The 13,055-nt window shown below is 71.3% G+C and carries 12 protein-coding genes; 8 read left to right on the plus strand and 4 right to left on the minus strand.

The window, feature by feature from the left end; genetic code table 11:
• Window positions 1-243 precede the first annotated feature (243 nt).
• Window positions 244-1,785, minus strand: coding sequence for an MFS transporter (locus BIU96_RS01145; RefSeq protein ID WP_071290781.1), 1,542 nt, complete (start codon window positions 1,783-1,785; stop codon window positions 244-246).
• Window positions 1,786-1,942: 157 nt separating this feature from the next.
• On the opposite strand from BIU96_RS01145, the gene BIU96_RS01150 reads away from it, so the two are divergent.
• Entirely contained in the window at window positions 1,943-2,599 is a 657-nt protein-coding gene (locus BIU96_RS01150; RefSeq protein ID WP_071290782.1) for a TetR/AcrR family transcriptional regulator, read from the plus strand.
• 159 nt (window positions 2,600-2,758) lie between these two features.
• Here BIU96_RS01150 and BIU96_RS01155 read toward each other — a convergent pair whose 3' ends face one another.
• Window positions 2,759-4,390, minus strand: a complete 1,632-nt coding sequence (locus tag BIU96_RS01155; protein WP_071290783.1) for a dolichyl-phosphate-mannose--protein mannosyltransferase — start codon at window positions 4,388-4,390, stop codon at window positions 2,759-2,761.
• A 53-nt stretch (window positions 4,391-4,443) separates the two neighbouring features.
• Between BIU96_RS01155 and rsmI the strand changes: the two genes are divergently transcribed.
• The 4 genes from rsmI (at window position 4,444) to rsmA (ending at window position 8,722) form a co-directional block, all read left to right on the plus strand.
• Window positions 4,444-5,265, plus strand: coding sequence for a 16S rRNA (cytidine(1402)-2'-O)-methyltransferase (gene rsmI, locus BIU96_RS01160; RefSeq protein WP_071290784.1), 822 nt, complete (start codon window positions 4,444-4,446; stop codon window positions 5,263-5,265).
• 120 nt (window positions 5,266-5,385) lie between these two features.
• On the plus strand, window positions 5,386-6,963 hold the full coding sequence (gene metG, locus BIU96_RS01165; protein ID WP_071290785.1) for a methionine--tRNA ligase: 1,578 nt from the start codon (window positions 5,386-5,388) through the stop codon (window positions 6,961-6,963).
• Complete coding sequence (locus BIU96_RS01170) at window positions 6,960-7,868, plus strand: TatD family hydrolase (RefSeq protein ID WP_071290786.1); 909 nt, start codon at window positions 6,960-6,962, stop codon at window positions 7,866-7,868. Before metG ends, BIU96_RS01170 begins: the two co-directional genes overlap by 4 nt.
• A 2-nt stretch (window positions 7,869-7,870) precedes the next feature.
• Window positions 7,871-8,722, plus strand: coding sequence for a 16S rRNA (adenine(1518)-N(6)/adenine(1519)-N(6))-dimethyltransferase RsmA (rsmA, locus tag BIU96_RS01175; RefSeq protein ID WP_071290860.1), 852 nt, complete (start codon window positions 7,871-7,873; stop codon window positions 8,720-8,722).
• Here the strand turns inward: rsmA and BIU96_RS01180 are convergent.
• Complete coding sequence (locus BIU96_RS01180) at window positions 8,667-9,599, minus strand: pentapeptide repeat-containing protein (protein ID WP_083402559.1); 933 nt, start codon at window positions 9,597-9,599, stop codon at window positions 8,667-8,669. The two genes, rsmA and BIU96_RS01180, sit on opposite strands and share 56 nt — an antisense overlap.
• A 181-nt stretch (window positions 9,600-9,780) precedes the next feature.
• Here BIU96_RS01180 and BIU96_RS19655 point away from each other — a divergent pair, with 181 nt between their 5' ends.
• The gene (locus BIU96_RS19655; RefSeq protein WP_071290788.1) at window positions 9,781-10,266 is read left to right on the plus strand and encodes a hypothetical protein; all 486 of its coding nucleotides are present in this window, start codon (window positions 9,781-9,783) and stop codon (window positions 10,264-10,266) included.
• Window positions 10,267-10,296: 30 nt separating this feature from the next.
• Here the strand turns inward: BIU96_RS19655 and BIU96_RS01190 are convergent, their stop codons facing one another.
• Entirely contained in the window at window positions 10,297-11,037 is a 741-nt protein-coding gene (locus BIU96_RS01190) for an SDR family oxidoreductase (protein WP_071290861.1), read from the minus strand.
• Between the two features lie 101 nt (window positions 11,038-11,138).
• Here BIU96_RS01190 and BIU96_RS01195 point away from each other — a divergent pair, with 101 nt between their 5' ends.
• Together BIU96_RS01195 and BIU96_RS01200 are read left to right on the plus strand one after the other, a co-directional pair.
• Window positions 11,139-11,993, plus strand: a complete 855-nt coding sequence (locus BIU96_RS01195; protein ID WP_071290789.1) for a helix-turn-helix transcriptional regulator — start codon at window positions 11,139-11,141, stop codon at window positions 11,991-11,993.
• Window positions 11,994-12,045: 52 nt separating this feature from the next.
• On the plus strand, window positions 12,046-13,044 hold the full coding sequence (locus tag BIU96_RS01200; protein WP_071290790.1) for a RimK family alpha-L-glutamate ligase: 999 nt from the start codon (window positions 12,046-12,048) through the stop codon (window positions 13,042-13,044).
• Window positions 13,045-13,055: the final 11 nt, after the last annotated feature.

Genomic DNA, 13,055 nt, shown 5'->3' on the forward strand with positions numbered 1-13,055 from the left:
CACCTGAATCCACCCGTCGAAGATGTCATACGCGCGCGCCTGCAACCGCTGGCGTGTGCAAGGAGCGACGACGCCGTTGTCGGACGACGTCGACGATGTCGTCTGGGGTCGACGCAGCCCCGCCCCGCACCGCCCCGCCGCACGGCGTCCCCCGTCCCGCGCCCGCCACCCCGCACGACGAACGGCCCGCCCCGGCAGACCGGGACGGGCCGTAGTGCGCGCCGAGCGTCAGCGCGCCGGACGTCAGTGCGCGGCGGTCGGGATGCTCCCGGTCACCGCTGCGCTGGCGTGCGCGAGCTTGTCCAGCCGGACCTTCTGCCGGTTGATGAGGAGCCCACCGGCCAGAGCGACCAGGACGAGCACGCCCGCCGAGATGCCGAACGCCACGTGGTACCCGTCGAGCACCGCCTGCGCCTGCTGCAGCTTCGTGGGCGCCGCCGACAGCCCGGAGAGGCTGTCCTTCACGACGTCGGCGAAGATCGTCGACAGCAGCGCGGTGCCGATCGAGCCGCCGATCTGCTGCATGGTGTTCACCGTCGCCGAGGCCACACCGGCATCGGCGCGGGCGACCCCGGTCGTGGCGGTGTTCATCGCGGACGAGAAGATCGTCCCCATGCCGAGGCCGATGACGATCAGCGCGGGCAGGACGGTGCCGGCGTACGAGCTGTCGAGGTCGGTGCGGAGGAGGAGCAGCAGACCCGTCGCCGCGACGAGGCCACCGGCGAAGATGAGCACCTTCGGGCCGACGCGGGGGAGCAGGCGACCACCGATCTGGGTCGCCGAGATCATGATCGACAGGGGCATCGGCAGGAACGCCAGACCGGTCTGCAGCGAGGAGAACCCGAGGGTCTGCTCGAGGTAGTAGGTCAGGAACAGGAAGATGCCGAACATACCGATCGCGACCAGGCCGATCGCGATGAACGATCCGCCGCGGTCACGGTCGAGCACGACCCGGAGCGGGAGCAGCGGGTGTGCGACACGGGTCTCGATGAAGACGAACGCGGCGATCAGCACGACGCCCACGGCGAGCATCGCGATGGTGACGGGGGAGTCCCAGCCGTTCGTCTCGGCGTTCGAGAACCCGTAGACGACCCCGACCAGGCCGAGGGTGATCGTGATCACGCCGAGCACGTCGATGCGCGGCCGCTCGACCTTCGGCGGCTTCTCCATGAAGACGAGCGCGCCGATCACGCCGAGCACGGCGAAGACGACGTTGACGTAGAGGCACCAGCGCCACGACGCGTACTCGGTGAGCACGCCACCGAGGAGCAGACCGATGGCCGCACCGGAACCGGCGATCGAGCCGAAGATGCCGAACGCACGACCGCGCTCCTTCGGGTCACGGAAGGTCGTCGTCAGCATGCCGAGCGCGGACGGAGCGAGCAGCGCGCCGAACACGCCCTGCAGGGCACGGGCGGCGACGAGCAGCCCGAACGAGTCCGCCAGACCGCCGAGCACCGACGCGACCGCGAAGCCGACGAGGCCGATGATGAAGGTGTTCTTGCGCCCGAAGAGGTCACCGAGGCGACCACCGAGCAGGAGCAGTGAGCCGAACGCGAGCGAGTACGCGGTGACGATCCACTGGCGCTGGTCGGTGCCGAAGCCGAGGTCCGCCTGGGCGGAGGGGAGCGCGATGTTCACGATGGTCGCGTCGAGCACGACCATCAGCTGCGCGAGGGCGATGACCGCCAGGGCGATCCAGCGGTGGTTGGCCTTGGCGGGGGTGGTGCCGGGATTCGTGGGTGCTGCCCCGGTGGGGGTCGGCACGGTTCGTTCTGCCGTCACGGCAGCCTCCTTCGAGAAGGTGGAGGGAGGAACGCGCGCCGTCGGGCGTCCTCGGGGAGGAACAACTGGATGCGACGCATCCGTTTGTGAGCAGTGTAGACCGAAACGGAAGGTCCGCATCCACTTATTCCCAGAAAGTTCAACTACGTTCGACGTCGTGAGCACCACCGACTCCGCTGAACTCGAGCGCCCCCTCCGAGCCGACGCCGCCCGCAACCGCGAGCTCATCCTGCAGACCGCTCGGAAGTGCTTCGCCGAGCGCGGCCTGTCCGTCACGCTCAACGACATCGCGCACGAGGCCGGGGTCGGCGTGGGGACCGTCTACCGCCGGTTCGCCGACAAGGACTCCCTGATCGAAGCGCTCCTCGCCACCAAGTTCGAGGCGATGAACGACGCCGCGGCGCGCGCCGCCGACGAGACCGACCCGCGTGAGGCGCTCCGCGTCTACCTGATGGGCGTGTTCGAGTTCCGCGCACGCGACCGCGCGCTCGCCGACGCCATCGTCCGTGCCGGCAAGTCCCGCCCGTCGATCGTGCACGAGCGGGACCGCCTCGAGTCGCAGGTGAGCGAGATCATCGGTCGAGCCAGCGCCGCCGGCGTCGTGCGGGCGGGGTTCGACTACCGGGACCTGCCGATGCTGACCACGATGGTCGGCGCCGTCGCGGACGCCACTCGTGCGCACGACCCCAACGCGTGGCGCCGCTACGCCGAGCTCGTCATCGAGGGCGTGCTGCCCGGCGGGACGGAGGCCCCGATGCTCGGTGCGCCGCTCGACCGCGAATCGATCGAGCGGGCGCTGCACGCCCAGTCCTGACGGGCGCTCCGCGCCGTCGTGACCGTCTGACGGGCCGCAGGCGCCTGCCGGAGCCGCACCGCGCCTCCAGGCCGTGTACCGGCCGGCCGCCCGCGGCAGCCCGACCGCTACAGCCCGACGCGACAGCCCGACTGCGACAGCCAGACAGTCAGCGAGCCGCTACAACCAGCTGGGCACCCAGTAGTGCGACCGGATGAAGTCCCACGGCATCTGGATGCCGGTCCACATCGGGTACCAGTACGCCGACGCCAGCACCACGACCCCGAGGTACACGCCGACCCAGATCACCGCACGGGTCCGTCGTGGCCGCGGGTCCGTCCGTGACCCGAGCACCAACCCGACCGCGGCAGCCAAGGCCATCACCATGAAGGGCTCGAAGGCGATCGTGTAGAACTGGAAGACCGTCCGGTTGACGTACAGCAGCCACGGCAGGTACCCCGCCGCGATGCCCATCAGGACGAACGCGTACTCCCACCGGCGCCGCAGGACCCAGAGCACGAGCAGGGCCACGGTCGCGATCACCGCCGCGTACCAGATGAACGGGTTCGCGATGCCGGTGATCGCCTCGCCGCACCGGGTCGCCGTGCAGCCGTCCTGCCCGGCGTTCGTGCCGACGTAGTACATCGACGTCGGCCGCTGCATGACGAGCCACAGCAGCGGGTTCGCCTGGTACGAGTGCGGCGTGTGCAGGCCGATGTTGAAGCCGTAGATCTCGGACTGGTAGTGCCACCAGTTCTGCAGGCTGTCCGGCACCCACGACAGCACCCCGGTCCAGCGCTGCCCGCCGGAGGCGATCCAGTTCCGGTCCCAACCGTCCTTCGAGACGAACCACCCGGTCCACGACGCCAGGTACGTCACCGCGGCGATCGGCACGGTGAGCAGGAACGAGACGGGGGCCTGCTGCAGCCAGGCGCTCGACGACCAGAACTCCACGCCGGCGCGCTTCCGCAGCATCATGTCCGTCAGGACGGAGTACACGGCGAAGAAGGCCAGGAAGAACATGCCGGACCACTTGGTCGCCGTCGCGAGTCCGAGCGCGAGCCCCATCGCGAACAGCCAGGGCCGCCACCACATCACGGGGCCCCACAGGGTGTCGCGTCCGGCCGCGGAACGCTCCGCGACCCAGCGGTCGAGCCGACGCGCGGTCCACCGCCGGTCGAGCAGCAGTGCACCGAAGCCGAGGACCACGAAGAACGTCAGGATGCCGTCGAGCAGCGTCACCCGGGACAGCACGATCGCCTGCCCGTCGACCGCCAGGAAGAACCCGGCGAGCGTCCCGATCAGCGTCGAGCGGAACAGGGACCGGGCGATCACCGCCGTGAGGAACACCGTCGCGATGCCGAGCACCGCCACCGCGAAGCGCCAGCCGGCCGAGTCGTCCGCGCCGAACAGCAGCATCCCGAGACCGATGAGGTACTTGCCGAGCGGCGGGTGCGCGATGAACTCCGCCGCGCTGGTGAACAGCGAGGTCTCACCGGAGGCGAACCGTTGGTCCGTCGTCGGCAGGGAGTCGTCGTTCGGGTTCGCCGGCCACGTGCCCTCGTACCCGAGGTGCACGATCGACCAGCCGTCCTTGACGTAGTACGTCTCGTCGAACACCAGCGAGTGCGGGTGCCCGAGGTTCACCAGGCGCAGCACCGCGGCCAGCAGGGTCACCGCGAGCGGACCGGCCCAGCGCCAGGCAGCGACCCGCCACGAGACCGACAGGACACGCCCCCACCAGTCGTCGAGGCGGGAGCCGACCGGCCCCGCGGGGACGGCGGTGCGGTCGTCGGTCAGCTCGCTGGTCATCGCGCACATCCTACGGATGCGGGCGACGGCCGTGCTGCGACGACAATGGTCGTGTGATCGTCCTCGCAGCAACGCCCATCGGCAACCTCGGCGACGCCTCCCGGAGGCTGGTCGAGACGCTCTCGAACGCGACCGTGGTGGCGGCCGAGGACACCCGGACCGCGATCCACCTCATGCGCGCGCTCGGCATCGAGAACCGGCCGCGGCTCATCGCACTGCACGAGCACAACGAACGGGCGAAGGCCGCCGAGGTCGTGGAGCTCGCCCGCGACGAGGACGTGGTGGTCCTGACCGACGCGGGGATGCCGGCGATCAGCGACCCGGGCTTCCCGCTGGTCGAGGCCGCCGCGGCCGCAGGGGTGACCGTCACGGCGCTGCCCGGGCCGTCCGCGGTGCTCATGGCGCTCGCCGTGTCGGGGCTGCCCACCGACCGCTTCAGCTTCGAGGGGTTCCCGACGCGCAAGGCGGGGGAGCGCCGCCGGCTGTTCGCGTCCCTGGCCGGCGAGCAGCGCACGATGGTGTTCTTCGAGTCGCCGCACCGGCTGGCGGACACGCTCACCGACATGGCCGCCGGCTTCGGCGCCGACCGACGAGCCGTCGTGTGCCGCGAGCTCACGAAGCTCTACGAAGAGGTGCGACGCGGCTCCGTCACCGAGCTCGCGGAATGGGCTGCGGAGGGGGTCAAGGGCGAGATCTGCATCGTGGTCGAGGCGTCGTCCGGTTCCGGCGACGACGTCTCGCTCGAGGACGGCGTCCGGCTCGTGCTCGAACGCGTCGCCGCCGGCTCCCGCATGAAGGAAGCGGCGGCGGCCGTCGCGGACGCGACAGGGCTGTCGAAACGGGACCTCTACGAGGGCGCGCTGGCCGCTCGGTAACAGGACCGGATGCCGGACTGGAGGCGCGGGACGGCCCCGCCACGGGCCTCCCGTCCGGTTCTCCACAGGCTGCGCGCGGGGCGCGTCATGCGGTCCCGGTGCGCCCGTAGGATGGTCCGCATGTCCGACGGGTCCTCGTTCAGCATCACCACGCCGATCTTCTACGTGAACGACGTGCCCCACATCGGGCACGCCTACACCGAGGTCGCCGCGGACGTCCTCGCACGCTGGCACCGGCAGCGCGGCGACGACACCTGGCTCCTCACCGGCACCGACGAGCACGGGCAGAAGATCCTGCGGACCGCCTCGGCGAACGACGTCACTCCGAAGGAGTGGGCCGACCGGCTCGTGACCGACGCCTGGAAGCCCCTGCTCGACACCGTCGACGTGGCGAACGACGACTTCATCCGCACCACCGACGAGCGCCACGAGCGGGGCGTCACGGCGTTCCTGCAGAAGCTCTACGACGACGGCTACATCTACGCCGGCGAGTTCGAGGGCTTCTACTGCGTCGGGTGCGAGGAGTACAAGCAGCCGAGCGACCTCGTCCCCGGCACCGGTGCGTACGAGGGGCAGCAGGTCTGCGCGATCCACTCGATCCCGGTCGAGGTGCTGTCCGAGCGCAACTACTTCTTCCGGATGTCCGACTTCGAGCAGCGGCTGCTCGACCTGTACGAGTCGAACCCGCTGTTCATCCAGCCGGAGAGCGTCCGCAACGAGATCATCTCCTTCGTCAAGCAGGGGCTGCGCGACCTGTCGATCTCGCGGTCCAGCTTCGACTGGGGCATCACGATCCCCTGGGACAGCGACCACGTCCTCTACGTGTGGTTCGACGCCCTGCTCAACTACGTCACGGCGCTGGGCTACGGCAGCGACGACGACGAGGCGTTCCGGCGCCTCTGGCCGAGCGTGCACATCGTCGGGAAGGACATCGCCCGGTTCCACGCGGTGATCTGGCCGGCGATGCTCATGGCGGCCGGGCTGCCCGTCCCCGAGCGGGTGTTCGGCCACGGCTGGCTGCTCGTCGGCGGCGAGAAGATGTCGAAGTCGAAGCTGACCGGCATCGCGCCGTCGGAGATCACCGACACCTTCGGGTCGGACGCCTTCCGCTACTACTTCCTCCGCGCGATCACCTTCGGGCAGGACGGCAACTTCAGCTGGGAGGACATCTCAGCCCGCTACCAGGCCGAGCTCGCGAACGGCTTCGGCAACCTGGCCTCGCGACTCGTGGCCATGCTGCAGAAGTACTTCGACGGTGCCGTGCCGTCCCGTGGCGAGCTGTCCGCGTCCGACCAGGCGATCGACGACCTGGCGGTGTCGGTCACCGAGCGCGCCGACGCGGCCATCGCGGCCTTCGCCCCGCACGAGGCGATCGCCGCCGTGTGGGAACTCGTCGACGCCCTGAACGGCTACATCACCGAGCAGCAGCCGTGGGCGCTGGCGAAGGACGACGCGAACCGCGAACGCCTCGGCACCGTGCTCGCCACCGCGCTCCGCGGCCTCGGCACCGTCGCGGTGCTGCTCTCCCCGGTCATGCCGAAGGCGACCGAGAAGCTCTGGGCCTCGATCGGTGCCGGCGGTTCCGTCGCCGAGCAGCGCGTCGACCGTGCGTGGGAGTGGCAGGGTGCATCGCAGGTCGTGCCGCTCGAGAGCGGGCTCTTCCCGCGCATCGAGCAGGCGGAGCAGGGCGCAGCGTGACCGACGCCCATCTTCGTGCCCGCGGCGACGGGGACGGCTCGAAGCGTGACCTGACCTATCCGCCGCTGCCCCAGGCGCTCGTGGTGCCGGTCTACGACAACCACACGCACATGGAGATCGCCGATGGTGGCGACGGTGCGCTCGACTACCGCGAGCACCTCGACCGCGCGTCGAGCGTCGGAGTGCGTGGTGTCGTGCAGGTCGGCACCGACCTGGCGACCTCGGAGTGGTCGGCCGCGATCGCCGCGCGCGAGCCCCGGGTCCTCGCCGCCGTCGCGCTGCACCCGAACGAAGCACCGGTGCTGCACGACCAGGGGCTGCTCGACGAGCACCTCGCCGGGATCGAACGGCTGGCCGCGCTGCCGCGGGTCCGGGCGATCGGCGAGACCGGGCTCGACTTCTTCCGCACCGGCGAGGACGGCCGCGACGCCCAGATCCGCTCCTTCGAGGAGCACATCCGCATCGCGAAGGAGCACGACCTCGCGCTGACGATCCACGACCGCGACGCGCACGACGCCGTCGTCGAGGTCCTCGACCGCGTCGGTGCCCCCGAGAAGACGGTCTTCCACTGCTTCTCCGGCGGTCCCGACCTGGCTCGGCTCTGCGCCGAGCGCGGCTGGTTCATGTCCTTCGCAGGCACGGTCACGTTCAAGAACGCCGAGAACCTGCGCGAGGCCCTGCGCGTCGCACCGCGGCACCTGGTCATGATCGAGACGGACGCGCCGTTCCTCACCCCGACGCCGTTCCGCGGCCGGCCGAACGCGCCGTACCTCATCCCGATCACGCTGCGGTCGATGGCGGACACCCTCGGGACGGACGCCTCGATGCTCGCGGCGCAGATCGCCTCGACCACCGAGCTCGTCTACGGGGCGTGGGACGCCGAGCCCGTCACCGTGGACGAGTGACCGTGGCGAGCCTGCTCGGCCCGGCGGAGATCCGGGACCTCGCGGCCAAGCTCGACGTCACCCCGACGAAGAAGCTCGGCCAGAACTTCGTGCACGATGCCAACACCGTCCGTCGGATCGTCGCGTCCGGCCGGGTCACGCCGGACTCGAAGGTGCTCGAGATCGGCCCCGGGCTCGGCTCGCTGACGCTCGGCCTGACCGAGACCGGCGCGTCCGTCACCGCGGTGGAGATCGACGGCCGTCTCGCGGCCCAGCTGCCCGCGACCGTCGCCGCCATGCAGCCGGACGCCCGGCTCCGGGTCGTGCACCAGGACGCCCTCGCCGTCACCGCCGACGACCTTCCGGAAGCGCCGACGCACGTCGTCGCCAACCTGCCGTACAACGTCTCCGTCCCGGTGCTGCTGCACCTGCTGGCGACGTTCCCCTCGATCGAGCGGGCACTCGTGATGGTGCAGGCCGAGGTCGGGTACCGCATCGCCGCCGACCCGGGCAGCAAGGTCTACGGCTCGCCCAGCGTGAAGGCCGCCTGGTACGGCTCGTGGTCGATCGCCGGACAGGTCAGCCGCCAGGTCTTCTGGCCGGTGCCGAACGTCGACAGTGTGCTCGTCGGCTTCGACGGGCACGACCAGCCGGGCGACGAGCGGCTGCGTGCGCAGGTGTTCGCGCTGGTCGACGGTGCCTTCCAGCAGCGGCGCAAGATGCTGCGGCAGAGCCTGTCGGGCGTGCTCGGCGGGAGCACTCGTGCGTCCGAGCTCCTCACGGCAGCCGGGGTCGACCCGACCGCTCGTGGCGAGATGCTCAGCGCCGACGACTTCGTGCGCCTCGGCCGGACGGTCCTGAGCGCCGCGGAGTAGCACCCGTCGTCGCTGGCCCCGTGCGCCAGTGGCCGGGGCGCTGGAACCCGCCCGGCAGCAGCGTCTCGGCGTCACCCCGGGCAGCGTTGACCTGCATCTGGGTCAGGAACAGCGCGCCGCGCAGGTCGGCGCCGCGCACGTCCGCGTCACGGAGGTCCACTCCGAGCACGTCGCACCGGTCGAGCGTCGTCCCGCGCAGGTCGGCGGCGATCGCGAGGCTGCCGCGCAGGGTCCGCCCGCGGAGGTCGCCGCGACGGAGGTCGGCACCGACGAGGTCCGACCCGGGCACGAGTCGAGGCTCAGGCGGTCCCGTCCGCACCCCCGCACGAGCGCGTTCGCTGGCCTCGACCAGGAGCGGGCGAGCCCGGTCGTACTCGGCGTCCACGTCGAGCGCGGCGAGGTCCTCGGGGGTGCCGTCACTCAGTCGACGGACGCGCTCGAACGCCTCGAGCCACCGAGCGGCGTCGGCGTCGGCGTCGGCGTCCGGCCGGTCGCGGCTCGCGAGCGTGACCGCCTCGTCGAGGTACCGCAGCAGGTCGTGCAGTCGCCGGACGATCGGGAACGTCGCGAACATCGACCGCTGGGTCTCGGCGTCGTCCCGCCACGACCGCCCGGCGAAGGTGTGCTGCGAGACCTTCTGCCCGGCGCCGGAGCAGTCGAAGACCGTGCAGCCGGAGAACCCGCGGTCGCGCAGGTGCGGGTGGATCCGGCAGCCGTCCGCCTCGTCGAGGTTCTCGCAGGGCTCACCGGCGGCTTTGTCGAACGGGAAGTCGGCGGACTTCGCGAACGCCAGGGCGACGCAGCACAGCCCGAAGCAGTTCGCGCAGTCGGCGCCGAGGTCCTCGCGGCGGCCGAGGGCCACGCGTGTCCGTGTCATCGATCCATCATGTCGTGCCGGGCAGGGTCCTCCGCGTCGCGGGGCCAACTTCGTCCACGTCGATGTCCGATCCGGACGGCGGAACCCGGGGATCACGGTCCGGATCCGACACCGCCGGCGGCGGCACCGACCACCCGCGCGACGCGCCGCCACCGTTCGCCGACGCCGTAGGCTCGCGGACGTGCGCGCACCACGTTCCCGGATCGCTTCGGCGATCACGCTCCTGTTCCTCGTCGGGGGTGCCCTCGTCGTGGTCCTCGCGGTCGTCGCCGTGGCACGGGACGTCCGGGACGACGCCGCGTGGGCCGCGATCGTCCTCGGCGTGGCCCTCGCCGCCTGGGGCGTGTGGTTCCACCGGCTCGCCGACGCCGACGCCGACGCCGACGCCGACGCCGACGCCCGCTCCGAGGTCGGCACCCCGGGCACGGTGCCGGAGGCAGAACGCACGCCGACACCGCACTCCGGCCTGATCGGGACGGCCGCGATCGCCGGGATCATCGTCGCGGGTGGCTACTGGCTCCTCCGCGGGCCCCTCGACCGTGGTGTCGCCGAGTCAGTGGTCGTCGCCGTGATCGTGTTCGGCCTGTGGCTGCTGAACCGCAGCCTCGACGCACGGATCCGCCGCCGCCGTGCCGACGAGGCGGACGAGGCGGACGGGACCGCGTAGGCCGTCCCCGATGGGCCCGCGACAGCGCGCTCAGTGTCCGCGGGACGCGAGCATCTCGAGCAACTGCTGGTGGGTGCCGTCGCGCTCGGCGAACCGGAGGGGCTGCACGTTCTGCACCAGGATCTCCGGGGAGGCGCCGGACTCCAGCAGCGTCATGACCTCGTCCGAGAACGCGTCGAGCTCCATCCCGCCGAAGTCCGCGCCGCCCATCAGGTCGGTCTTGACCGCCGGCGGCACGAGCTCGAGCACCGACACGGACGACCCGACGAGCTGCTGTCGGAGTGCCTCGGTGTAGGCGTGCACACCGGCCTTCGTGGCGCTGTACGTCGGGGTCGCGGTGAGCGGCACGAACGCCAGGCCGGACGAGACGGTGACGACGGTCGCAGCCGGACGGGTGAGCAGGTGCGGCAGGAAGGCGTCGATGAGCCGGATGGTGCCGACCAGGTTCGTCTCGATCGTGGCGAGGGCGTCGTCGATGTGGGCGGGGGAGCGGAGGTCCTCGTTCCGCATGATGCCCGACATCGTGACGAGGGTGTCGAGCGACGGGTAGGCGTCGAGCACGCTCGCGGCGGCGGCGGTGATCGAGGCCGCGTCGCTGACGTCGATCTCGACCGTGCCGAAGCCGTACTCGTCGTGCAGGGACGACAGGAGCGCGGCGCGGCGTCCGCCGATGACGACGGTGCTGCCCGCGGCCTGCAGCCGCTGGGCGAGTGCGAGCCCCAGGCCGGAGGTGGCGCCGGGGATGAAGACGGTGCTGTTCGTGGTGTCCATGTCGACCACGATGCGCGTGCGCCGAGGTGACAACCAGAGCGCGCTCATCGGGGGACCGCCGATCCCTGGCAACCCCGAACGGAACGGTCCAGGATCGGAGCATGGACCGCGCCGCACTCGCCGACTTCCTCCGCCGCCGCCGCGAGCTCCTGCGCCCGGAGGACGTCGGGCTCGGCACCGGGCCACGGCGACGGACCCCGGGTCTCCGGCGCGAGGAGGTCGCAGCCCTGGCCGGGATGAGCGTCGACTACTACACGCGCCTGGAGCAGCAGCGCGGCCCGCAGCCGTCCGAGCAGATGGTCGCGGCGATCGCCCGGGCGCTCCGCTGCAGCCTCGACGAACGCGATCACCTGTTCCACCTCGCCGGCCAGAACGCCCCGGTCCGGCTGCACCGCTCCGACCACGTCGACCCGGCGATCCTCCGCGTGCTGGACCGGCTCGAGGACACCCCGGCGATCGTCGTCAGCCACCTGGGGGAGACCCTCGTGGAGAACCGGCTCGCGGCCGCCCTGCTCGGCAGCTCGGTCGGGCTCGCCGGCAACGACCGGTACCAGGCGTGGCGGTGGTTCGTGACCGGCGACGAACGAACGAAGTACGCACCGGAGCAGCACGAGCGACTGGCCCGCGTCGTGGTCGCGTCCCTCCGGGCGGCCGTCGGGCTCGCCGGCCCGGGCGACCGTCGAGCCGTCGCGCTCATCGCGGAGCTCGAGGAACGGAGCCCGGAGTTCCGGGAGATCTGGGCGCTGCACGAGGTCGCCAGCCGCTGGTCGGACAACAAGACGATCGTGCAGCCCGAGCTGGGCCCCATCACGGTCGACTGCCAGGTGCTCCACGCCGACGACCAGGCGCAGGCGCTCCTGCTCTTCACGGCGCCTCCGGGTTCCGAGGATGCGCAGAAGCTCGAGCTCCTCGGCGTCCTCGGCACGCAGCAGTTCCAGCCGGAGTCCACGAGGTAGCACCGCGTCACACACTTGGGCGCGTGCGGTATACCGTGCCTAAGGTGGGCGGGTGAGCACTCCCCGCGTGTACGTCATCCACGAGAACCCCGAGTGGTTCCCGCCGCTCGCCGCCGCCTTCGAGGCCGAGGGTGTGCCGGTCGAGGAGATCCTCCTGACCGAGGGGCAGATCGACCTCGGCGCGGAGCCGGAGCCCGGCGTCTACTGGAGCCGGATGTCGGCGTCGAGCCACACCCGCGGACACGAGCACAGCAAGGAGTACACCCGCGCGGTGCTCGGCTGGCTCGAGCGTGCGGGTCGCCAGGTGGTCGGCGGCAGCCACGTGCTCGAGCTCGAGGTCTCGAAGGTCGCCCAGCACGGCTTGCTCAAGAACGCCGGGTTCGACGTACCGCGCACGACCGCGGTGTTCGGCACGACGACGCTCAAGGACGCCGCCCGCACCTTCACCGACGGTCAGGACGTCCCCTTCATCACGAAGCACAACCAAGGCGGCAAGGGCCTCGGCGTGCGTCGGTTCGACTCGCTCGCCGAGTTCGACGGCTACGTCGACAGCCCCGAGTTCGAGGCCCCGGTCGACGGCATCACCCTGCTGCAGGAGTACCTGACGGCCCGCGAGCCGTTCATCACCCGCGTCGAGTTCGTCGGCGGCGAGTTCGTCTACGCCGTCCGCGTGGACACGAGCGCCGGCAGCTTCGAACTGTGCCCGGCGGACGCGTGCGAGGTCCCACAGACCATCGCGGGAGCAGTCTGCGACGTCCCCGGCACCGAGGCCGTCGGCGCGCCCCCGGCGTTCGCCGTCCGCACCGAGGTCACCGCCGAGCACCCGCTGGTCCAGCAGCTGCGCGGGTTCCTGGCGGACCAGCGCATCCAGATCGCGGGCGTCGAGTTCATGGAGACCACGGACGGACGGACCGTCGTGTACGACATCAACACGAACACGAACTACAACCCCGCCGTCGAGGAGACCGCGCCGGCCTCCGGCCCGCGCTCGATCGCGCGGTACCTCGGCGGCCTGCTGGAGACGCAGTACGCGGCGCAGCTGACGGCCTGAGAACGCGAGAC

This window comes from Curtobacterium sp. MCBA15_008 (assembly GCF_001865065.1).
Classification (GTDB): Bacteria; Actinomycetota; Actinomycetes; order Actinomycetales; family Microbacteriaceae; genus Curtobacterium.

What these genes read in the sequence shown, in the direction of transcription:
- BIU96_RS01155 (WP_071290783.1), bottom strand. Translation starts at nt 4,390, where the DNA reads ATGACCAGCGAGCTGACCGACGACCGCACCGCCGTCCCCGCGGGGCCG.
- metG (WP_071290785.1), top strand. Translation starts at nt 5,386, where the DNA reads ATGTCCGACGGGTCCTCGTTCAGCATCACCACGCCGATCTTCTACGTG.
- BIU96_RS01180 (WP_083402559.1), bottom strand. Translation starts at nt 9,599, where the DNA reads ATGACACGGACACGCGTGGCCCTCGGCCGCCGCGAGGACCTCGGCGCC.
- BIU96_RS01190 (WP_071290861.1), bottom strand. Translation starts at nt 11,037, where the DNA reads ATGGACACCACGAACAGCACCGTCTTCATCCCCGGCGCCACCTCCGGC.
- BIU96_RS01195 (WP_071290789.1), top strand. Translation starts at nt 11,139, where the DNA reads ATGGACCGCGCCGCACTCGCCGACTTCCTCCGCCGCCGCCGCGAGCTC.